The 22471-nt window shown below is 64.9% G+C and carries 18 protein-coding genes; 16 read left to right on the top strand and 2 right to left on the bottom strand.

The window, feature by feature from the left end:
- Nucleotides 1-17: 17 nt before the first annotated feature.
- From ROZ37_RS02595 to moaE, 14 genes are all read left to right on the top strand, one after another.
- Nucleotides 18-728: a succinate dehydrogenase iron-sulfur subunit gene (locus ROZ37_RS02595; RefSeq protein ID WP_312657252.1), complete on the top strand. Its 711-nt coding sequence runs from the start codon at nt 18-20 to the stop codon at nt 726-728.
- Nucleotides 725-961 (top strand): succinate dehydrogenase assembly factor 2, encoded by a 237-nt coding sequence (locus ROZ37_RS02590; protein WP_312657250.1) that lies wholly within the window; start codon nt 725-727, stop codon nt 959-961. Before ROZ37_RS02595 ends, ROZ37_RS02590 begins: the two co-directional genes overlap by 4 nt.
- 62 nt (nt 962-1023) lie before the next feature.
- Nucleotides 1024-2319, top strand: a complete 1296-nt coding sequence (gene gltA, locus ROZ37_RS02585; protein ID WP_312657248.1) for a citrate synthase — start codon at nt 1024-1026, stop codon at nt 2317-2319.
- A gap of 138 nt (nt 2320-2457) precedes the next feature.
- Nucleotides 2458-5286 (top strand): 2-oxoglutarate dehydrogenase E1 component, encoded by a 2829-nt coding sequence (locus ROZ37_RS02580; RefSeq protein ID WP_312657246.1) that lies wholly within the window; start codon nt 2458-2460, stop codon nt 5284-5286.
- 39 nt (nt 5287-5325) lie between these two features.
- Entirely contained in the window at nt 5326-6528 is a 1203-nt protein-coding gene (odhB, locus tag ROZ37_RS02575; protein WP_312657244.1) for a 2-oxoglutarate dehydrogenase complex dihydrolipoyllysine-residue succinyltransferase, read from the top strand.
- Between the two features lie 78 nt (nt 6529-6606).
- A complete protein-coding gene (gene lpdA / locus ROZ37_RS02570) occupies nt 6607-8037 on the top strand; it encodes a dihydrolipoyl dehydrogenase (protein WP_312657242.1) in 1431 nt (476 codons plus the stop codon).
- 82 nt (nt 8038-8119) lie between these two features.
- Nucleotides 8120-9232 carry a cell division protein ZapE gene (gene zapE / locus ROZ37_RS02565; protein ID WP_312657240.1) on the top strand — a complete coding sequence of 371 codons (1113 nt, stop codon included), beginning with the start codon at nt 8120-8122 and terminating at the stop codon, nt 9230-9232.
- Between the two features lie 93 nt (nt 9233-9325).
- Nucleotides 9326-9943 carry a methyltransferase domain-containing protein gene (locus ROZ37_RS02560; RefSeq protein WP_312657239.1) on the top strand — a complete coding sequence of 206 codons (618 nt, stop codon included), beginning with the start codon at nt 9326-9328 and terminating at the stop codon, nt 9941-9943.
- Between the two features lie 153 nt (nt 9944-10096).
- The gene (locus tag ROZ37_RS02555; protein ID WP_312657238.1) at nt 10097-12052 is read left to right on the top strand and encodes an ATP-dependent DNA helicase; all 1956 of its coding nucleotides are present in this window, start codon (nt 10097-10099) and stop codon (nt 12050-12052) included.
- 36 nt (nt 12053-12088) lie between these two features.
- Nucleotides 12089-13414 carry a hypothetical protein gene (locus ROZ37_RS02550; RefSeq protein ID WP_312657237.1) on the top strand — a complete coding sequence of 442 codons (1326 nt, stop codon included), beginning with the start codon at nt 12089-12091 and terminating at the stop codon, nt 13412-13414.
- A 113-nt stretch (nt 13415-13527) separates the two neighbouring features.
- Nucleotides 13528-14022: a molybdopterin-guanine dinucleotide biosynthesis protein B gene (gene mobB, locus ROZ37_RS02545; protein ID WP_312657236.1), complete on the top strand. Its 495-nt coding sequence runs from the start codon at nt 13528-13530 to the stop codon at nt 14020-14022.
- Entirely contained in the window at nt 14019-15224 is a 1206-nt protein-coding gene (glp, locus tag ROZ37_RS02540; protein ID WP_312657235.1) for a gephyrin-like molybdotransferase Glp, read from the top strand. Before mobB ends, glp begins: the two co-directional genes overlap by 4 nt.
- 3 nt (nt 15225-15227) lie before the next feature.
- Nucleotides 15228-15482: a molybdopterin converting factor subunit 1 gene (moaD, locus tag ROZ37_RS02535; protein WP_312657234.1), complete on the top strand. Its 255-nt coding sequence runs from the start codon at nt 15228-15230 to the stop codon at nt 15480-15482.
- Between the two features lies 1 nt (nt 15483).
- The gene (moaE, locus tag ROZ37_RS02530) at nt 15484-15957 is read left to right on the top strand and encodes a molybdopterin synthase catalytic subunit MoaE (RefSeq protein WP_312657231.1); all 474 of its coding nucleotides are present in this window, start codon (nt 15484-15486) and stop codon (nt 15955-15957) included.
- 114 nt (nt 15958-16071) lie between these two features.
- Here the strand turns inward: moaE and ROZ37_RS02525 are convergent, their stop codons facing one another.
- Complete coding sequence (locus tag ROZ37_RS02525) at nt 16072-16581, bottom strand: phasin family protein (protein WP_312657229.1); 510 nt, start codon at nt 16579-16581, stop codon at nt 16072-16074.
- A gap of 289 nt (nt 16582-16870) precedes the next feature.
- On the opposite strand from ROZ37_RS02525, the gene clpB reads away from it, so the two are divergent.
- Both clpB and ROZ37_RS02515 read left to right on the top strand, forming a co-directional pair.
- Nucleotides 16871-19453, top strand: coding sequence for an ATP-dependent chaperone ClpB (gene clpB, locus ROZ37_RS02520; protein ID WP_312657227.1), 2583 nt, complete (start codon nt 16871-16873; stop codon nt 19451-19453).
- Nucleotides 19454-19568: 115 nt separating this feature from the next.
- On the top strand, nt 19569-21473 hold the full coding sequence (locus ROZ37_RS02515; protein ID WP_312657226.1) for a SurA N-terminal domain-containing protein: 1905 nt from the start codon (nt 19569-19571) through the stop codon (nt 21471-21473).
- A gap of 127 nt (nt 21474-21600) precedes the next feature.
- Here the strand turns inward: ROZ37_RS02515 and ROZ37_RS02510 are convergent, their stop codons facing one another.
- Entirely contained in the window at nt 21601-22392 is a 792-nt protein-coding gene (locus ROZ37_RS02510; protein WP_312657225.1) for an SDR family oxidoreductase, read from the bottom strand.
- Nucleotides 22393-22471: the final 79 nt, after the last annotated feature.

Raw genomic sequence — 22471 nt, 5'->3', positions numbered from 1 at the left:
GCGGGAGAAACAAGAGAATGAGCAAGCGCACTGTCAATTTCAAGATGTACCGCTACGATCCGGACAAGGACGAGAAGCCCTACATGCAGGACATCTCGGTCGAGCTGGAGCCTTCCGACAAGAAGCTCCTCGACGCCCTGGTCCGGCTGAAATCCGTCGATGACACGCTGTCGTTCCGCCGCTCGTGCCGCGAAGGTGTCTGCGGTTCGGACGCGATGAACATCAACGGCAAGAACGGTCTCGCGTGCCTGACCGACATCGACAGCCTGCCGCAGCCGATCGTGCTGCGTCCGCTGCCGGGTCTGCCGGTCATTCGCGACCTGATCGTCGACATGACGCAGTTCTTCAAGCAGTACCACTCGATCAAGCCGTACCTCGTCAACAATGAGCCCGCGCCTGAGCGCGAGCGCCTGCAATCGCCGGAAGATCGCGAGGAACTCAACGGCCTGTACGAGTGCATCCTGTGCGCGTGCTGCTCGACGTCCTGCCCGTCGTTCTGGTGGAACCCGGACAAGTTCGTCGGTCCTGCCGGTCTGCTCGCGGCGTACCGCTTCCTCGCCGACACGCGCGACGAAGCGACGACCGAGCGCCTCGACAACCTCGAGGACCCGTACCGCCTGTTCCGGTGCCACAGCATCATGAACTGCGTCGACGTGTGTCCGAAGAGCCTCAACCCGACGCGTGCCATCGGCAAGATCAAGGACATGATGGTCGCGCGGGCGGTATGACAATAAATAAAGGACGCGTGCGTTGGCAGTGCCGTCGGGCTCTCCTCGAGCTCGATCTCGTCTTCGCACGCTTTCTGGAGAGGGAATTCGACCGTCTCACCGACGGTCAGCTGGCGGACCTCGAGGACTTGCTGCGCTGTGACGACTATGAGCTTTGGGCCATGGTCAATGGCAGCGAGCCCTGCGGGGACGACCGCTGGAAGGAGATGATCGACCTGCTGCGTCGGCAATGACGGGCAGGACGGTCGTTACAGGGAGCTAGTAGTTACTACCGGCATGCAAAAAGGGATGACCTATGAGCACTGAACGCACCGCAACGCTAACCGTCGATGGCAAGACCGTCGAATTCCCGGTGATGACCGGCACCCACGGCAATGATGTGATCGACATTCGTACGCTGGGTGCGAAGACCGGTCTCTTCACGTACGACTCGGGTTTCCTGTCGACCGCCAGTTGCAAGTCCACGATCACGTTCATCGATGGTGACAAGGGTGAGCTGCTCTATCGCGGTTATCCCATCGAGCAGCTGGCCGAGAAATGCAAGTTTCTCGAAGTCGCGTACCTGCTGAAGAACGGCGAGCTCCCGAACGCGGCGCAGAAGACCGAGTTCGAGAACACCATCAAGAACCACACGATGCTGCACGACCAGATGACGAAGTTCTTCACGGGCTTTCGACGTGATGCGCATCCGATGGCCGTGATGGTCGGCGTCGTCGGCGCGCTGTCGGCGTTCTACCACGAGGCGCTGGACTTCTCCGACGCGGAGCACCGCAACATCTCGATCAACCGCCTGATCGCGAAGCTGCCGACGATCGTTGCGATGGCCTACAAGTACAGCATGGGCCAGCCGTTCATGTACCCGCGCAATGAACTCGACTACACGGCGAACTTCATGCACATGATGTTCGGCACGCCGTGCGAGAAGTACGAGCCGAATCCGGTGCTCGTGCGCGCGCTCGACACGATCTTCACGCTGCACGCCGACCACGAGCAGAACGCATCGACGTCGACGGTCCGTCTCGCCGGCTCGTCGGGTGCGAATCCGTTCGCCTGCATCTCGGCCGGCATCGCCTGCCTGTGGGGTCCTGCGCACGGTGGCGCGAACGAAGCCTGCCTCAACATGCTCGAGGAAATCGGCGACGTGTCGCGTGTCGGCGAGTACATCGCGCGTGCGAAGGACAAGAACGACAGCTTCAAGCTGATGGGCTTCGGCCATCGCGTCTACAAGAACTTCGACCCGCGCGCGAAGCTGATGCGTCAGGTCTGCTACGACGTGCTCGGCGAGCTCGGTCTGGAAAACGACCGCCTGTTCAAGCTCGCGATGGAACTCGAGAAGATCGCGCTCGAAGATCAGTACTTCGTCGAGAAGAAGCTGTATCCGAACGTCGATTTCTACTCGGGCATCGTGCAGAAGGCGCTCGGTATCCCGACCTCGATGTTCACCTGCATCTTCGCCCTCGCGCGCACCGTGGGCTGGATCACGCAGTGGGAAGAAATGATCACCGATCCGGAATACAAGATCGGGCGCCCGCGCCAGTTGTACATCGGGGCGGCTCGCCGCGACGTACCGGCGCTTGATCAACGTCCGTAAGAGACGAAAGGGAGAGGCGGCGAATCAGTTCGTCAGCGACCCCGGGGGATGGCGCAGTACGGCCATCCCGTTTTTTTATCCGGACCGACGGGCGGATTCGCCGATTGCTGGAAAAACAAGATACAGGTGACCTTGAACATGATGAAGCAGCTCAGATCGTCTTCGCATCTGTTCGGCAGCAACGCGCCGTTCATCGAAGAACTCTATGAGAGTTACCTTTCCGATCCGGCTTCGGTGTCGGACGAATGGCGAACGTACTTCGACAACCTGCAGGCGCAAGCCGGCGCTGCGGTGCGCGATGTCGCGCACGGCCCGGTGATCGCGTCCTTCGCCGAACTCGCGAAGCGCGGTCCCGTCCGCCTGATCTCGGCCGGCGGGGATGATCGCCGTCAGGTCAGCACGCTGCAGCTGATCAACGCGTACCGCTTCCTCGGCAACCGCTGGGCGAACCTCGACCCCTTGCGTCGCACCGAGCGTCCGCAGATCGCCGAGCTCGAGCCGTCGTTCTACGGCTTTACCGAAGCCGATCTGAACCAGAGCTTCAACGTCGGCTCCTTCCACGGTTTTTCCGCCGATCACGCGACGCTGCGCGAGATCCTCGAAGCGCTCCGCCAGACCTACTGCGGTTCGATCGGCTCCGAATACATGCACATCTCGGATACCGGCCAGAAGCGCTGGATCCAGAGCCGTCTCGAAGCGGTGCGCGGCACCCCGCGTTTCCCGGTCGAGACGAAGAAGCGCATCCTCGAACGCACGACCGCCGCCGAGACGCTCGAGAAGTACCTCCACACGAAATACGTCGGCCAGAAGCGCTTCTCGCTCGAAGGCGGGGAGTCGACGATCGTCGCGATGGACGAGATCGTCCGTGTCGGCGGCTCGCTCGGCGCGCAGGAAATCGTCATCGGCATGGCGCACCGCGGACGCTTGAACGTCCTCGTCAATACGCTCGGCAAGTCGCCGTCGATGCTGTTCGCCGAGTTCGAAGGCAAGGCCGCGGCCGACCTCACCGCCGGTGACGTGAAGTACCACCTCGGCTTCTCGTCGGACGTGATGAGCCCGGGCGGACCGGTGCATCTGACGCTGTCGTTCAACCCGTCGCACCTGGAGATCATCAACCCGGTCGTCGAAGGTTCGGTCTATGCGCGCCAGGTGCGCCGCAACGACACGACGAAGAGCCAGGTCATCCCGGTGCTGATCCACGGCGACGCGGCCGTTGCAGGCCAGGGCGTGAACCAGGAGATGCTGAACTTCTCGCAGACGCGCGGCTACGGCACCGGCGGCACGGTCCATCTGGTCGTCAATAACCAGATCGGCTTCACGACGTCCGACCCGCGCGACTACCGGTCGTCGCTGTACTGCACCGACATCTTTAAGATGGTCGAAGCCCCGATCTTCCACGTGAACGGCGACGACCCCGAAGCGGTCGCGTTCGCGACCCAGCTCGCCGTCGAGTTCCGCCAGGAGTTCAAGAAGGACGTCGTCGTCGATATCGTCTGCTACCGCAAGCTCGGCCACAACGAGCAGGACGAGCCGATGGTCACGCAACCGCTGATGTACCGCAAGGTCGCCAGCCATCCGGGCACGCGCAAGCTCTACGCCGATCGCCTCGTCACCGAGGGGACGTGCGCGGCGGACGAACCCGAGAAGATGATCAAGGATTACCGCGAGCATCTCGACAAGGGCGAGTTGCTGTACAACCCGGTCCTGTCCGGCCATAGCCGCCAGTTCGCCGTCGATTGGACGCCGTTCGTCGGCCAGCCCTACACCGACGTCGCCGAAACCGCCGTCCCGCTGGTTGAACTGCAGCGCCTGTCCGAGCGCCTGACGACGCTGCCGGAAGGCTTCAGTCTGCACCCGCGCGTGAAGAAGATCCTCGAGGATCGCGTCGGGATGGGCCAGGGCGAACTTCAACTCGACTGGGGCATGGGCGAGAACCTCGCTTACGCGAGTCTGCTCGCTCAAGGTTTTGCGGTGCGGATTTCCGGCGAGGACGTTGGCCGCGGCACCTTCTTCCACCGCCACGCGGTGCTGCATGACCAGAAGCGCGAGCGCTGGGATCAGGGCTCCTATGTGCCGCTGCAGCACATCCGCGACGGCCAGGCCCGGTTCCAGATTTTCGACTCGGTGCTGTCGGAAGAGGCGGTGCTCGCGTTCGAATACGGCTATTCGACGGCCGAGCCGAACGAGCTGGTCGTCTGGGAAGCGCAGTTCGGCGACTTCGTGAACGGCGCCCAGGTCGTGCTCGACCAGTTCATCTCGTCGGGCGAAGCGAAGTGGGGACGCCTGTGCGGCCTCACGGTGATGCTGCCGCACGGATACGAAGGCCAGGGGCCGGAGCACTCGTCGGCGCGGCTCGAGCGTCTGATGACCAACGCGGCCGAGAACAACTGGCAGATCTGCGTACCGACGACGCCAGCTCAAATCTTCCACCTGCTGCGCCGCCAGATGCTGCGCAAGGTCAGAAAGCCGCTCGTGATCATCACGCCGAAGTCGCTGCTGCGTCACAAGGAAGCGACCGCGTCGCTCGACGAGCTCGCGAACGGCCATTTCCAGACCGTGATTCCCGAAGCCGAGGCGCTCGATCCGAAGAAGGTCAAGCGGGTCGTGCTGTGCCAGGGCAAGCTCTACTACGAGCTCGCCGCGTACCGGCGCGAACAGGGGATCAAGGACACCGCGCTGGTGCGGATCGAGCAGCTCTATCCGTTCCCGGCAGAAGCGTTCGCCAAGGCGGTCGACCAGTTCCCGAACGCGAAGGAGATCGTCTGGGCACAGGAAGAGCCGCGCAACCAGGGTGCGTGGTACTGGCTCGCATCGCGCCAGCATCTCGTGAACGTGCTCGGGTCGAAGCGCAAGCTGTTGCTCGTTGCCCGTCCGGCGGCCGCGTCGCCGGCGGTCGGCTACTACGCGAAGCACAACGCGCAGCAGAAGGCGGTCATCGAAAACGCGTTCGGTCCATTCAAGGATTGATCGAATCAAGAACACCGGATAACACGGGGAGAGAAGTTCATGTTGATTGAAGTGAAAGTGCCGCAGCTGTCGGAATCCGTTTCCGAAGCGACTCTGGTCAGCTGGCACAAGAAGGAAGGCGACGCGGTTTCGCGCGACGAGAACCTGATCGATATCGAGACCGACAAGGTCGTGCTCGAGACGCCGGCGCCCGCCGACGGCGTGCTCGTGAAGATCGTCAAGCGTGATGGCGAGACCGTCGCGAGCGGCGAGCTGATCGCGCAGATCGACACCGAAGCGAAGGCCGCTGCCGGTGCGAAGGCGGCCGAGCCCGCTGCGGCGGCTGCACCCGCTGCCGCGCCGGCCCCGGCTGCCCGCGGTGCCGCTGCGCCCGCCGGGACCGCGAGCCCCGCTGCGCGGAAGATCCTCGACGAGAAGGGGGTCGCTGCCGCCGACGTTTCGGGGACCGGTCGCGGTGGACGCGTCACCAAGGAAGACGCGGTCGGCGCCCAGGCCCGCCCGGCAACCCCGGTGCCGCCGTCCGTCGCCACGCCGGCCGGCGAGCGGCCGGAAGAGCGCGTGCCGATGACCCGGCTGCGCGCGCGGATCGCCGAGCGACTGATCCAGTCGAAGAACGAAAACGCGATCCTGACGACGTTCAACGAAGTGAACATGGCGCCGGTGATGGCGCTGCGCAAGCAGTACGGCGACAAGTTCGAAAAGGCACACGGCGTGCGCCTGGGCTTCATGGGCTTCTTCGTCAAGGCGGCCGTGACGGCGCTGAAGCGTTACCCGATCATCAACGCTTCGGTCGACGGCAGCGACATCGTCTACCACGGCTACATCGACATCGGCATCGCGGTCGGCTCGCCGCGCGGCCTCGTCGTGCCGATCCTGCGTGACGCCGACCAGATGTCGATCGCCGACATCGAGAAGAAGATCGCCGAGTTCGGCCAGAAGGCAAAGGACGGCAAGCTGTCGCTCGAGGAACTCACCGGCGGCACGTTCTCGATCTCGAACGGCGGCGTGTTCGGTTCGATGCTGTCGACCCCGATCATCAACCCGCCGCAGTCCGCGATCCTCGGCATTCACGCGACGAAGGACCGTCCGGTCGTCGAAAACGGCCAGATCGTGATCCGCCCGATCAACTACCTCGCGATGTCGTATGACCACCGGATCATCGACGGCCGCGAAGCGGTGCTGGGCCTCGTCGCGATGAAGGAAGCGCTGGAAGATCCGGCCCGCCTGATCCTCGACGTGTAATTCGCCCGTTGCGTGACGGGCCGGTCGGGCGTTCGCCCGGTCGGCCCGTCACGCTTTTCCCATTTTCCGGAGTGAGCAATGGCTGACAAGCAATTCGACGTCCTCGTCATCGGCGGCGGACCGGGCGGATACGTCGCGGCGATTCGCGCCGCGCAACTCGGTTTCAACACCGCGTGCGCCGAATCGAACCCCTATGCCGACCCGAAGGGCGAACCCCGGCTCGGCGGCACCTGCCTAAACGTCGGGTGCATCCCGTCGAAGGCGCTGCTGCACACCTCGCACCTGTTCGAGGAAGCGGAGCACGCGTTCCCGACGCAAGGCATCAGGATCGACGGCAAGGTGAGCATCGACGTCGCAACGATGATTACGCGCAAGAACAAGGTCGTCGATCAGCTGACAGGCGGCATCAAGGGCCTGTTCAAGAAGAACAAGGTGACCTTCCTCGCCGGCCACGGCAGTTTCGAGAGCGCCGGTGCCAACGGCTACGTCGTCAAGGTCGGCGCCGAGACGGTCGAGGCGAAGCACGTGATCATCGCAACCGGTTCGAAGCCGCGCCACCTGCCCGGCATCCCGGTCGACAACAAGATCGTCTGCGACAACGTCGGCGCGCTCGATTTCGACTCGGTGCCGAAGAAGCTCGGCGTGATCGGCGCGGGCGTGATCGGTCTCGAAATGGGCTCGGTGTGGCGTCGCCTCGGGTCCGACGTGACCGTGCTCGAAGCGCTGCCCGACTTCATGGCGTTCGCGGATGTCGATGTCGCGAAGGAAGCCCTGAAAGTGTTCACGAAGCAGGGGCTGAAGGTCCAGACCGGCGTGAAGATCGGCGAAACGAAGGTGTCCGCGAAGGGCGTCTCGATCGCGTACACCGACAAGGACGGCAAGGACGCGACGCTCGACTGCGACCGGCTGATCGTCTCCGTCGGCCGCGTGCCGAACACCGACGGGCTGAATGCGGCAGCGGTCGGCCTCGTGGTCAGCGAGCGCGGGCAGATCGACGTCGATGGGCACTGCCGCACGAATCTGGCGAACGTCTACGCGGTCGGCGACGTCGTCCGTGGTCCGATGCTCGCGCACAAGGCGATGGAAGAGGGCGTGATGGTCGCCGAGATCATCGCCGGCCAGGCTGGACATACCAACATGGACACGATTCCCGGCGTCATCTACACGTCGCCCGAGATCGCGTGGGTCGGCAAGACCGAGCAGCAGCTCAAGGCCGACGGCGTCGCCTACCGCGCCGGCAAGATCCCGTTCATGGCGAACGGGCGGGCGCTCGGTTCGGGTGATCCGACCGGCTTCGTCAAGATGCTCGCCGACGCGAACACCGATCGCATCCTCGGCGTCCACATCATCGGCGCGAACGCGTCGGAGCTGATCTCCGAAGCGGTCGTCGCGATGGAATTCGGCGGCGCGTCGGAAGACCTCGCGCGCATCTGCCACGCGCACCCGACGCTGTCGGAAGTCGTGCACGAAGCCGCACTCGCGGTGGACAAGCGCCCGCTGCACTTCTGATCGCACGCGGGCTGCAAGAGAGGGGTGGTCCGGGGTCCCCGCGCCACCCCTCGTGTTTTTCGGTCATTCATTCGGTCGATCCATGCCTCATCGCGTTTTGAACGTCCCTCAGCACGGAATGCTCGACGTCTACGAGTCCGAGCTCGAGGCCCGCGGGTACAAGTCGGACCCGGAGCAGCGCGCCGCAGCGCAGCGTCTGCAGCAGCTCTACACCGAACTCGTCGGCTTCAAGGTCGCCCGCCGAAGCAAGCTGCGGAAGATCTTCGCCCGTCCGGCGATGCCGCGCAGCGTCTATTTCTGGGGCGGGGTGGGGCGGGGAAAGAGCTTCCTGATGGACTGCTTCTTCGACGCCGTGCCGTACCAGCGCAAGCGTCGCGTGCATTTCCACGCCTTCATGCAGGAAGTGCAGAACGACCTGCGGCAGTTCAACAACGAGCCGGACCCGCTGCAGAAGGTCGCCGACCGCATCGCGCGCCACACGCGGCTGCTGTGCTTCGACGAATTCCACGTCTCGGACATCGCCGACGCGATGATCCTCGGGCGGCTGCTCGACGCGCTCTTGGCGCGCGGCGTCATCTTCGTCATGACGTCGAATTACCCGCCGGACGGCCTCTACCCCAACGGCCTGCAGCGCATCAACTTCCTGCCGGCGATCGAGATGATCAAGCGCCGCTTCGACGTCATCGAGGTCGATCACGGCACTGACTACCGGCTGCGCACGCTCGAAAAAATCGAGATCTACCTCGTCCCGTCCGACGACGCGGCGAAACGCAAGATGGGCGAAGATTTCCGCCGGCTGGCCGGCAGCGACGGCGAGACCGCGCCGCTCGACCTCTTCGAACGGAAGCTGCCGGTCGTGCGGCGGGCGCCGGGTGTGATCTGGTTCGACTTCGCGACCCTGTGCGGCGGCCCGCGCTCGCAGAACGATTACCTGGAGATCGCGCGCGAACATCACACCGTGATCCTGTCCGACGTGCCGCGCATGAGCGCGGGAAACTCGTCCGAAGCGCGCCGCTTCACGTGGCTCGTCGATGTGCTCTACGACCACCGCGTCAAGCTCGTCATGAGCGCCGAGGTCGAGGCGCCCGAGCTCTACACGGCCGGGCACAACGCGCACGAATTCGTGCGCACCGTGAGCCGCCTGATGGAAATGCGCAGCCGGGACTATCTCGCCGAGGGGCATCGCACCGAATAGCGCGGCACAGGCGCCCGCACCCTCGGCTCGCCCGCGTCGGCAGACTCCGCGGTCCGCTGCTAACATGAGTCATTGCCCGACCCTGCGAGCGCGATGGACCAACAAGCGATTACTGCCGCATACCGCCGTTATGCGCCGGTGTACGACGTCCTTTTCGGCCCGGTCTTCGAACCGGGGCGGCGGCGGCTCGTCGAGGCGCTGAACTGTCGCCCGGGCGATGAAATCCTCGAAGTCGGTGTCGGGACCGGGCTGTCGCTGCCGTACTACCCGCGCCACGCCAATGTCACCGGGATCGACCTGTCGCCGCACATGCTGGCACGGGCGAACATCCAGGTTCGACGGCACGCGCTGCGCAACGTCGCGCTGATGGCAATGGACGTGCAGCGGCTCTCGTTCCCCGACGCGAGCTTCGACAAGGTGAGCGCGCTTTACGTCGCGTCGGTCGTCCCGGACCCGGCAGAAATGATGCAGGAACTCGAGCGGGTCTGCCGCCCGGGCGGCGAGGTCGTCATCGTCAATCACTTCACCCGCAAGAACGGCGTCGTCGCGCGCATTGAGCGCGGACTCGCACCGCTCGCTCGCTCGTTGGGCTTCCGTCCGCTTTTTCCGCTCGACGCGTTCATCGGACTGACGCGGCTCGAGCTGACCGAAGCGACGCCGGTCAACGCGTTCGGCTACTGGACGCTGCTGCGCTTCCGCAATCCGTCCTGACGGGACCTCGGCGCGCGGCGTCGGCCTGGGTGGGTGAAAGGCGACGCGCCCGGCGGTTTCGTCGGCGAACCGAAGCTCGGCCCGACGTCGCGCCACCGCGAGGTCGGAGACGCCACGTCGGTGATAGCATTGCACCCGGTCCAAGGTCCCGTCATGTCAGATATCGAATCCGCCTTTTCTCCGGATGGGCTGCTCGCCCGAGCCGTCCCGTCTTTCCGCCCGCGCGAGCAGCAGATCGAGATGGCGGGGAGGATCGCCACGGCAATCAAGGAGAACCGCGTGCTGGTCGCCGAGGCCGGCACGGGGACCGGAAAAACCTTCGCCTATCTCGTGCCGGCGCTGCTGTCGGGCGGCAAGGTGATCGTGTCGACCGGGACGAAGACGCTCCAGGACCAGCTTTTCAACCGCGACCTGCCGACCGTCCGCGCAGCGTTGAAGGTCCCCGTGACGATCGCGCTGTTGAAGGGCCGTGCGAACTACGTCTGTCCCTACCACCTCGAACGCAACGCCCGCGACGGCCGCTTTCTCACCGCGCAGGATGCAGCGGATCTGCGCGCGATCACCCGTTTCGCGAAAACGACGCAGAGCGGCGACAAGGCCGAATGCACCGAAGTGCGCGAGGATTCGGCGGCGTGGATCGCGGCGACGTCGACGCGCGACAACTGTCTCGGCCAGGACTGCCCGAACGTCAAGGAATGCTTCGTCCTCGCCGCACGGCGGGCCGCGATGGACGCGGACGTCGTGGTCGTCAATCACCATCTGTTCTTCGCGGACGTTATGTTGCGCGACGAAGGCATGGGCGAACTGCTCCCGGCCTGCAACGCGGTGATCTTCGACGAGGCCCACCAGTTGCCGGAGACGGCGAGCCTGTTCTTCGGCGAAAGCGTGTCGACCGCGCAGCTGCTCGAACTCGCGCGCGACACCCGATCGGAGACGCTCGCCGGTGCCCGCGATTGCCGTGATCTGATCGACGCGAGCCGCGCGCTGGAGAAGACCGCCCGCGACCTGCGGCTCGCATTCGGCGCCGAGCCCGCGCGGCTCTCCGCCGTCCAGGCCGCGGCGCTGCCGGAATTCGACAATGCGGTGACGGCGCTCGACGATGAACTCGGTCGGTTTGCGGAAATCCTCGGGACGCAGGCCGAACGCTCGGAAGGGCTCGCGAACTGCCTGCGCCGCAGCGACGAGATCGCGCAACGCCTCGCGCGCTGGCGCAATCCCGATGCGGCCGACCTGATCCGCTGGGTCGAGGTTTTCAGCCAGTCCGCGTCGTTGAACGCGACGCCGCTGCACGTCTCGCAAGTGTTTCGCCGCCAGCTCGAAGGACACCCGCGCGCGTGGATCTTCACGTCGGCGACGCTCGCGGTCGGACGCGATTTCGGCCACTACTGCAACGAACTCGGCCTGTCGTGGCTGGAGCCGCCGCCGCTGACCGACGTCTGGGGCAGCCCGTTCGACTACGGGGAGCAGGCGCTGCTGTACGCGCCGCAGGGCCTGCCCGATCCGAATCACGCTGATTATGTCGAAGCCGTCGCAAGGACGGCGCTGCCGCTGATCCGTGCCGCGCGCGGGCGCACGTTCGTGCTGTGTACGTCGTTGCGGGCGATGAAACGCATTCACGGTCTGCTCGCCGAAGGTCTCGAGCGCGCCGGCGACAGCCTGCCGCTGCTGCTGCAGGGGGAGGGGTCGCGCACCGAACTCCTCGACCGTTTCCGTCGTCTCGGCAACGCGGTGCTCGTCGCGAGCCAGAGCTTCTGGGAAGGCGTCGACGTGCCGGGGGATGCGCTGTCGCTCGTCGTCATCGACAAGCTGCCCTTCGCCCCGCCCGACGACCCGGTGCTTGCCGCGCGCGTCGAACATCTGCAGAAGAGCGGGCGCAACCCGTTCATGCATTACCAGCTACCGCGCGCGGTGATCAACATGAAGCAGGGTGCCGGCCGCCTGATCCGCAGCGAACGCGATCGGGGTGTTCTGTGCATCTGCGACCCGCGGATGATCGGCAAACCTTACGGCAAGGTGATCTGGCGCAGCCTGCCGCCGATGCGCCGCACGCGGTCGGAGGCCGACGCGGTCGCCTTTCTCGAACAGCTGCCGCCTCCGCCCGCCGTCTGAGCCTCGTTCGACATGGGCGCGAAACCGGAACTCTCCATGAACGAATCCGCGGAACTCCATGCCGGCTCAGCGTGCGCCGTGGCAACGGTCGATCATCCCGAACTCGCCGAACGCCTAAACCGGGGCTGCCAGTGTATTTCGCTCGATCACGACCGCTTGCGCGCCGAACTCGAGCGCGATCCGCGGGACGGCGCGCTGTTCGCGCTGATCGGCGAGAGCCGGCCGCATCTCTTCGCGAACTCGGTCGCGTTCGTCGCCGAGCGCCACAGGGAGCGGATTGCGGCGATTGTCTCGGCGATCGAACGCGTCGTCGCATTGCCGGGGTGGCAGGAAGCGGTGCTGCAATGGGCGCCCCCGAGTGCGCGGACCGCAACGGCGGCGAGCGGCGTTTTCCTCGGCTACGACTTCCATCTCGGCCCGGACGGCCCGCAACTCATCGAGATCAACACCAACGCGGGCGGCGCGCTGCTGAATGTCGCGCTCGCGCGGGCGCAGCGAGCCTGCTGCGCCGAGGTCGCGGTGCTCGAATCGGTCGTCCCGCGTTCCGGGCCGGGCGACCCCGAGACGGCATTCGTCGAGATGTTCCGCAGCGAGTGGCGCGCGGTGCGGGGTGACCTGCCGCTGCGCTCGGTCGCGATCGTCGACCGCGAGCCGCAATCGCAATACCTGTTGCCTGAATTCCTGCTGTTCCAGCGCCTTTTCGAGCGCCACGGGATCGCTGCCTACATCTGTGATCCGTCCGAACTCGCTTTCATCGAAGGGCGGCTGCGGCTCGGCGACGTCGAGATCGACCTCGTCTATAACCGCCTCACCGATTTCGCGCTGTCGGAGCCGCCGAATGCGCCGCTTGCCGCGGCGTGGGTAGCTCAGGCAGCGGTCGTGACCCCTCATCCGCGCGCTCACGCTCTATATGCGGACAAGCGCAACCTCGTGTTGCTCTCCGACGGCGAACGGCTCGCATCGCTCGGCGTCGACCCGGCGACCCGGGCCATCCTCGCCGCCGGCGTTCCGCCGACCCGACTGGTCCGGACCCAGGACGCCGATCTTTTGTGGCAGGAGCGGCGCAAGCTCTTCTTCAAGCCCGCATCCGGGTTCGGCAGCCGCGCCGCGTACCGCGGCGACAAGCTCACGCGCGCGGTTTTCGCGGAAATTCTCGCCGACAACTACATCGCGCAGCGCATCGTCTCGCCGGGCGAGCGTCGGCTATCGGTCGAAGGGGTGGCGATCGATCTGAAAATGGATCTTCGCGCGTACGTGTACCGGGGGCACTTGCAACTGATGGCAGCACGGCTGTACCGCGGACAGACGACGAATTTCCGCACCCCCGGCGGCGGTTTCGCGGCCGTGGTCGCGGTGCCGTAAACCGCCGACTCGACGCCGGACGGCGCCGCGACGGACCGAGTCGCGCACCCGCTTGCGCCATATCGGCGAGGGGTGCTGTATTCTCCGGGTGTTTCCCAACCATCCACTCCGCCATGATCGTCTTCGGCATCGCCGGCTGGTCCGGCTCGGGCAAGACCACGCTCATCGAAAAGCTGATCCCGCAGTTCACCGAACGGGGACTGAGCGTCTCGGTCATCAAGCATGCGCACCACGGTTTCGACCTCGACCGGCCCGGCAAGGATTCCTTTCGCCATCGCGAGGCCGGTGCGAGCCAGGTTCTGATGTTGTCGAACGATCGCTGGGTGCTGATGCACGAGTTGCGTGGGGCGGCGGAGCCGACGCTCGACGAGCAGCTGCGCCTGCTCGCGCCGTGCGACGTCGTGTTGATCGAAGGGTTCAAGGCGGCACCGGTGCCGAAAGTCGAGGTGCATCGGCAGTCCCACGGCAAGCCGCCGTTGTGGCAGGAAAATCCGCACGTGGTCGCGGTGGCGTCCGACGACGAGCTCGACTGCCCGCTGCCGCGCCTGCCGCTGAACGACGGCGCCGCGATCGTCGATTTCATTCTCGAGTACGCGCGAAAGTCATGAACCCGAACATGCTCACCTTCGACGAAGCCCTCGCGATGCTGACGGCGCAGGCGCGGCCGCTGCGCGAGATCGAAATGTCCGACACCTTCGTCGCGCACGGCCGGGTCCTTGCGACCGACCTCGTCTCGCCGATATCGGTCCCGTCACTCGACACCTCGATGATGGACGGTTACGCGCTACGTGTCGCCGACGTCGCCGCGGTGGGCGCCCGACTGCCCATCACGCAGCGTATTCCCGCGGGGCAGGTCGGGCACGCGCTCGAGAGCGGCACCGCCGCGCGCATTTTCACCGGCGCGCCGCTGCCCGCGGGCGCCGACGCCGTCGTAATGCAGGAGCTCTGCGAGCACGCCGGCGATGCGGTGATCGTCAATCATCTGCCGCGGGTTGCCGAAGCCGTGCGTGTGGCGGGCAGCGAGATCGCGTGCGGCAAGGTCGTGCTCTCTGCCGGTAGCCGCTTGCGCCCGCAGGAGCTGGGGCTCGCTGCCTCGGTCGGCGTCGCGCAACTGCCGGTCGTGCGGCGCATGCGTGTCGCGCTGTTTTCGACCGGTGACGAACTCGTGATGCCGGGGCAGCCGCTGCCCCCCGGCGGCGTCTACAACTCGAATCGCTTTCAGCTGCGCGCGCTGCTGCAGCAACTCGGCTGCGAAGTCACCGATTTCGGCATCGTCCCCGACCGGCTCGGCGCGACTCGCGAGATGCTGCGCGACGCCGCGGAGGGACACGACCTGATCCTCACGAGCGGCGGGGTCTCGGTTGGGGAGGAGGACCACGTGAAGCCGGCGGTCGAGGCGGAGGGTTCGCTCGACCTGTGGAAGATCGCGATGAAGCCGGGCAAACCGCTGGCCTACGGACGCGTCGGTGCAGCAGCGTTCATCGGCTTGCCGGGCAATCCGGTATCGAGCTTCGTGACCTTCCTGTTGATGGTGCGGCCGTTCATCCTCACGACGCAGGGCGTGAAGGACGTCCAGCCGCGCGCGCTGGCCTTGCGGGCCGATTTCGACTGGCCGCGCCCGGACCGACGGCGGGAATTCCTTCGCGCACGCACGAACGAAGCGGGCGGAGTCGAAATTTATGAGCACCAAGGCGCCGCGGCGCTGTCTTCCATCGTGTGGGCCGATGGTCTCGTCGATGTGCCGGCCGACCAGCCGGTCGCTCACGGCGACACGGTCCGGTTTCTGCCCTATGGTGAATTGTTATTCTGAATCATGAACATAAAAATCTTGTATTTCGCGTCGCTCCGCGACGCCGTCGGACAGGCCGAAGAGTCGTTCGAACTGCCTTCCGGGGTCTCGACCGTTGCCGACCTGCGAGCGTTTCTCGCCGATCGTGGCGACAGCTGGACAGCTCTCGAAGCGGGTCGCAACGTCCGCGCCGCCCGCAACCAGCGCATGGCGGGCCCGTCCGACCCGGTTTCGCCCGGTGACGAAATCGCTTTCTTCCCCCCGGTGACGGGAGGTTGAGATGTCGGTGAGCGTGCAGCAGGCAGACTTCGACGTCGGGGCTGAAATCGCGGCGCTGTCGCACGGTCGCGGCGACGTCGGCGCGGTCGCGAGCTTCGTCGGCCTCGTGCGCGGCGGGAGCGAAGGCGCCGACATTTCGGCGATGACGCTGGAGCACTACCCTGGAATGACCGAGCGCGCGCTCGAGGAGATCGTCGAGCAGGCGCGGGGACGCTGGCAGCTCGGCGGCGTGCGCGTCATCCACCGCTACGGACGGCTCGAGCCGGGCAACCAGATCGTGTTCGTCGGGGTCGCGGGCGCGCATCGCGGCGAGGCTTTCGAAGCCTGCGAGTTCATCATGGATTATCTGAAAACCCGTGCGCCGTTCTGGAAGCTCGAGGAAACGCCCGAGGGCGCCCACTGGGTCGATGCGCGCGACAGCGACGACAGCGCGGCGGCGCGCTGGGAGCAGTCGGAAAAATCCGGCTCGGCTTGAGTAGCCTGTCGCAGTGATTCGCGGGAGCGTCTGACGCTTCTGCCGGACCCGCGGGCGATGGCCAAAAAATTACGGCGCCGATTGGCGCCGTAATCGCTGAAGCGGCTGTGCCGCTTACTTCTTGCCTTTCGGCACGCCGGGTTGCGCGAACAACTGGAATGCTTCGGACGAAGCCTGCGCCATCTGTTCGAACGCCGCGCGGGTCGTGTCCATCGCGGTCTGCAACGCGGTCATCGCGTTCTGGTCGGTGATCGGCATCCCGGTGAACATTTTTTGCATCGACTCGAAAACGTCCTTGCCGCCGGTCGATAGCTGTTCGCTGACCATCTTCCCGACTTCGGTCTGCGTCCGGCTGGCGAGTTCGGTCATTTCCCGAACACACGACAACATCTTCTCGGTCGTGCTCTGTGCGTATTGCGCCCGCAGCTCCATCGCTTCCTTCGGATCCTTCACGCCCGACAACGCCTTGACGTTCTGGACTCCTTCCTCGAAGAGGCTCTTGGCCGTGGCGACCTGAAGTTCCATCAGACGCTGCGAGTTCTCGATCGACATCTGCGCGAGGCGCATTGCCGTTTCGAGGTTCTTTTTCTGAAGTTCGTTGAATTGATCCTGTTTAGTGGCCATCACTTCCTCCAATCACGTTTTTGGAATATCGCCTTGCGGTTTTTCTCACCGTTCTTCGTCAGTGTTCGCCTCGCGCCCTCTTCTCAGACCATAGCACAAGGGAATGCTGGCAACGAGGCGAGGCGTGCAAATGATGAGCTTCCGGGCAGGGGCGAGTGTTGCGCGGAAAACGCGCTCGATCTGACGAAGGAGCGGACCCGCGTCGCTCTCCCGGTATGTGCAGGCGTGTTGAATTCGGCGGGTGCGTCCCCCATATTGGATGCAATCGTTCATTCCGCAAGGATCTCCCATGCGTTTCGACAAGCTCACGACCAAGTTCCAGCAGGCCCTTTCGGATGCGCAGAGCATCGCAGTGGGCAACGACCAGCAATTCATCGAGCCGCAGCATCTGCTGCTCGCGATGCTCAATCAGGAAGACAGCGGGACCATATCGCTGCTGCAGCGTGCCGGCGTCAACGTGCCGCCGCTGAAGACGGCGCTCGACCGCGCGCTGTCGCGGCTGCCGAAAGTCGAGGGGCACGGCGGCGAAGTCCAGATCGGACGTGATCTGGCCAACCTGCTCAATCTTGCGGACCGCGAGGCGCAAAAGCGCGGCGACCAGTTCATCGCGAGCGAGATGTTTCTGCTGGTGCTGGCCGAGGACAAGGGCGAGACGGGCAGGCTCGCGAAGGAGCACGGCTTGTCTCGCAAACCACTGGAGGCGGCGATCGCCGCTGTCCGCGGAGGCAGCGGGGTCGACACGCAGGAAGCGGAAGGCCAGCGCGAAGCGCTGAACAAGTACTGCCTCGACCTGACCGAGCGGGCGCGTGCCGGGAAACTCGACCCGGTGATCGGTCGCGACGACGAGATCCGGCGCTCGATCCAGATCCTGCAGCGCCGCACGAAGAACAACCCGGTGCTGATCGGAGAGCCTGGGGTCGGCAAGACGGCGATCGTCGAAGGTCTCGCGCAGCGCATCGTCAATGACGAGGTGCCCGAGACGCTGAAGGGCAAGCGCGTGCTGTCGCTCGACATGGCGGCGCTGCTCGCGGGTGCGAAGTACCGCGGCGAGTTCGAAGAGCGGCTGAAGGCGGTGCTGAAGGAGATCGCGCAGGAGGAAGGGCGCATCATCGTCTTCATCGACGAATTGCACACGATGGTCGGCGCCGGCAAGGCGGAAGGCGCGATCGACGCGGGCAACATGCTGAAGCCGGCGCTTGCCCGCGGCGAACTGCACTGCATCGGTGCGACGACGCTCGACGAGTACCGCAAGTACATCGAGAAGGACGCGGCGCTAGAGCGGCGCTTCCAGAAAGTCCTCGTCGACGAGCCGAGCGTCGAGTCGACGATCGCGATCCTGCGCGGCCTGCAGGAGAAGTACGAAATCCATCATGGGGTCAAGATCACCGACCCGGCGATCGTCGCGGCCGCGGAACTCTCGCACCGCTACATCACCGACCGATTCCTTCCCGACAAGGCGATCGACCTGATCGACGAGGCCGCCGCGCGCATCAAGATGGAAATCGACTCCAAGCCCGAGGTCATGGACCGGCTCGATCGCCGCATGATCCAGCTGAAGATCGAGCGCGAAGCGGTCAAGAAGGAAAAGGACGAGGCGTCGCAGAAGCGTCTGCAACTGATCGAGGACGAACTCGCCAAGCTGCAGCGCGAGTACAACGACCTCGACGAAATCTGGAAGGCTGAAAAATCCAAGGCCACAGGCGCCGCCCACGTCAAGGAGGAAATCGACCGGTTGCGTGCGCAAATGGCCGAGATGCACCGCAAGGGGCAGTACGACAAGCTTGCCGAGTTGCAGTACGGCAAGCTGCCGCAGCTCGAAGCGCAACTGAAGGCGGCCGAGCAGGCGGGCGACTCAACAACCTCCAACAAGCTGCTGCGTACCCAGGTCGGCACCGAGGAGATTGCCGAAGTGGTGTCGCGCGCGACCGGCATTCCGGTCAGCAAGATGATGCAGGGCGAGCGTGAAAAGCTGCTCAAGATGGAAGACCGCCTGCACCAGCGCGTCGTCGGCCAGGACGAGGCGGTGCGGCTCGTGGCCGACGCGATCCGCCGCTCGCGCGCCGGCTTGTCCGACGAGAACCGTCCGTACGGCAGCTTCCTGTTCCTCGGGCCGACCGGTGTCGGCAAGACCGAGTTGTGCAAGACCCTGGCCGAGTTCCTGTTCGATTCGCAGGATCATCTGATCCGCGTCGACATGAGCGAGTTTATGGAGAAGCACTCGGTCGCACGGCTGATCGGTGCGCCGCCGGGATACGTCGGCTACGAGGAAGGCGGTTACCTGACCGAGCAGGTTCGCCGCAAGCCGTACTCGGTGATCCTGTTCGACGAGGTCGAGAAGGCGCACCCGGACGTCTTCAACGTGCTGCTGCAGGTGCTCGACGACGGCCGGATGACCGACGGGCAGGGGCGTACGGTGGACTTCAAGAACACCGTGATCGTCATGACGTCGAACCTCGGCAGCCAGATGATCCAGCAGATGAGCGGCGACGACTATCAGGTCATCAAGCTCGCGGTGATGGCCGAGGTCAAGACGTACTTCCGCCCCGAGTTCATCAACCGTATCGACGAGGTCGTCGTGTTCCACGCGCTCGACGAGAAGCAGATCGCCGGCATCGCGCGGATCCAGCTGCAATACCTCGAAAAGCGGTTGGCGCGGCTCGACATGGGACTGGAGGTTTCGGACCTCGCGCTCGCGGAACTCGCGAAAGCGGGCTTCGACCCGGTGTTCGGCGCGCGGCCGTTGAAGCGCGCGATCCAGGAGCACATCGAGAATCCGCTCGCCAAGGCGATCCTGGACGGGCAGTTCGCGGCGAAGGACAAGATCCGGGTCGATGTCGAAGGCGGGCGGATCGTGTTTGCGAAAGGCGAGTGACGGGTGGGATGCAGGCCCGTGAGTGTGGCCTGCATGCCGGCACGATGCGATAATGCCGCGCTTGTCCCGGCTGCGGCCGGGACGCAACCACCCCAGCTTTCCACGGAAAAACACGATGTTCGAGGCAGTCCGCAACAACAAGCGCATCGCACAGTTCATTCTGGCGCTGCTGATCATCCCCTTTGCCTTTTTCGGCATGGACGCCTATTTCACCGACGGTCCGAGCGGTAACGAGATCGCGACGGTCGGCGGCTCGAAGATTTCCGTGGTCGAGTTCGACCAGGCGCTGCGCGACCAGCAGGCCCGTGTCCGCGAGGCCATGGGCGGAGACGTTGATCGCTCGCTGCTCGATTCCGACGCGATGCGGCGCTCCGTGCTCGAAAACCTCGTCAATCAGCGTCTGCTCGCGCTTTTTGCCGCCGACAAACACATGACGGTGATGCCGCAGCAGCTGCAGCAGGTCATCGCCGAGGTGCCGGCGTTTCAGACCGACGGACGCTTTGCGCTCGACCGTTACGAAGCGGCGCTGCGCGCGCAGGGGATGTCCCCAGCCTCGTTCGAAGCGCGCCTCGCGCAGGATCTGCGGATCCAGCAGATCGCGCTCGCGGTCGGCGAGTCGGGGTTCGCCGCACACACTTCGGCGCAGCGCTTCCTTGCCGCCCAGCTCGAGGAGCGCAAGATCCGCGAGATGGCCTTCACGCCGGCGCGCTTTCTCGCCGACGTGAAACTCGGCGAAGACGCGGCAAAGCAATATTACGAGGCGAATCCGGCGCGTTTCGAACGCCCGGCGCGGATACAGGCCGAGTACGTCGTGTTCGACGAGGATGCGGTGAGCAAGCAGATCACCGTGTCGGACGACGAGATCCGAAAGTATTACGAGGCGAACGCGGCACGTTTCAGCCAACCCGAGGAGCGCAATGCGCGCCATATCCTGATCACCGTTGCCGACGGTGCGTCGGAGGACGAAGTGGCGAAGGCGCGCGCTAAGGCGGAGGGCATTCTCGCGCAACTGCGCGAGAACCCGGCGCGGTTCGCGGAGCTGGCGAAGGCCGAATCGCAGGATCCGGGGTCGGCCGCGCAGGGCGGCGAACTCGGCTTCTTCGGCCGCGGCGCGATGGTGAAGGCATTCGAGGACGCGGCGTTCGCGCTCGAAAAGGGCCAGATCAGCGACGTCGTCCGTTCCGACTTCGGGTTCCACATCATCCAGATCACCGACATCAAGCCGGCGACCGCCCGCCCCATCGAACAGGTCAAGGACGAAATCGCGGAAGAACTCAAGCGACAGTCGGCCAGTCGGCGCTTCGCCGAGCTCGCGGAGCATTTCTCGAACTTGGTGTACGAGCAGCCGGACAGCCTGAAGCCCGCTGCGGAGGAACTGCAGCTCGAAATTCACCGCACGGACTGGATCAGCCGCGCGGACGGCCGCATCGGCGAGTTCGACAACGAAAAACTGCTGAACGCGCTGTTTTCGCCGGAATCGATCGACAAGCGCCGCAACGTGGAAGCGACCGAAGTCGGGCGCGGAAAGCTCGTGTCGGCCCGCGTCGCGGATTACCAGCCGGCGCAGCGCCTGCCGTTCGAGCAGGTGAAAGGCGACATCGAACAGCAGCTGCGGACGGAAGAGGCGGCGAAGCTCGCGGCCGCACGCGGCAAGGAAGCGCTGACCACGCTCGCGAAGGGTGAGGACGTGCCCGGCGAGTGGAGCGAAGTGCGCACGCTGCAGCGCGGGACGGCGTCGCTGGCGCCCGCGGCGATCGACGCGATTTTCGGCGCGGCCGCCAACAAGCTCCCCGCGCATGTCGGCGTCGCGATGCCCGACGGGCATTACTCCGTGTTCCGGATCGAATCCGTGAACCGGCCGGAACTCGCGAAGGACGACCCGCGGATGGCGGCGGTGATGCAGCAATACCAGCGTCTGATCGGCGAGCGCGATTTCAGCGCCTTCCTCGCGTCATTGCGGGAGCGGTACAAAGTGGAGATCAACGAGGCGGCCGTGAAGGGCCAGACTCAGACGCAGTAAGTCGGCTGCAGTCGATAAAAAAAGCCCGATCGATCCGATCGGGCTTTTTTTCGTCTTGGCGGCGGATCCGGTCGGACCCCGCGCGCGATTGCCGATATCGGTCGGAGCGCAGCCGCTCCGCCCTCGGTCAGCCTTGTTCTGCGTTGCCGAGCGCGGTGGTGTTGAAGCCGCCGTCGACGTACATGATTTCGCCGGTCATGCCGCTGGCGAGGTCCGAGCACAGGAACGCCGCGGCGTTGCCCACTTCGTCGATCGTCACGTTGCGACGCAGCGGCGCATTGTGTTCGTTGAACGACAGCAGCTTGCTGAAGTTGCCAATACCCGACGCGGCCAGGGTCTTGATCGGCCCGGCGGAAATCGCGTTGACGCGCGTGCCTTCGGGTCCGAGACACACAGCGAGATAGCGGACGGCCGCTTCGAGGCTCGCCTTCGCGAGGCCCATGGTGTTGTAGTTCGGCATGGTGCGGACTGCGCCGAGGTAGGACATCGTTAGCAGCGCACCGCGCCGGCCTTTCATCATCGGACGCGCCGCTTTCGCGAGCAGCGGCAAACTGCACGTGCTGATTTCCTGCGAGATACGGAACGCTTCACGCGAGAAGCCGTCGAGGAAGTCGCCTTCGAGTGCATCGCTCGGCGCGAACGCGATCGAATGCACGAGTCCGTCGAGGCCGTCCCATTTCTGTCCCAGTTGTTCGAACAGCCCGACAATTTCCGCATCGTTCTGCACGTCGCAGGAAAAAAGGAGATCCGAGTTGAACTCCGCTGCCAACTTGGCCACGCGTTCCTGGAAGCGCTCGTTCTGATACGTGAAGGCGAGTTCGGCACCTTCACGGTGCATGGCCTTCGCGATGCCATATGAAATCGAGCGGTTGCTTAGCAGTCCGGTGATCAGAATGCGTTTGCCGGCTAGAAAGCCCATTTTCGGTAGTGCTCCGTCTTGTTGATCGGCGGATTATAGCTGATGGGTCGGCTGTTCTACCTGCTTCGCAGAGGGTGGG

Origin of the sequence: Aromatoleum sp., from assembly GCF_032027225.1 — a bacterium.
Classification (GTDB): Bacteria; Pseudomonadota; Gammaproteobacteria; order Burkholderiales; family Rhodocyclaceae; genus Aromatoleum.
This window is presented reverse-complemented; position numbering and strand designations above follow the sequence as displayed.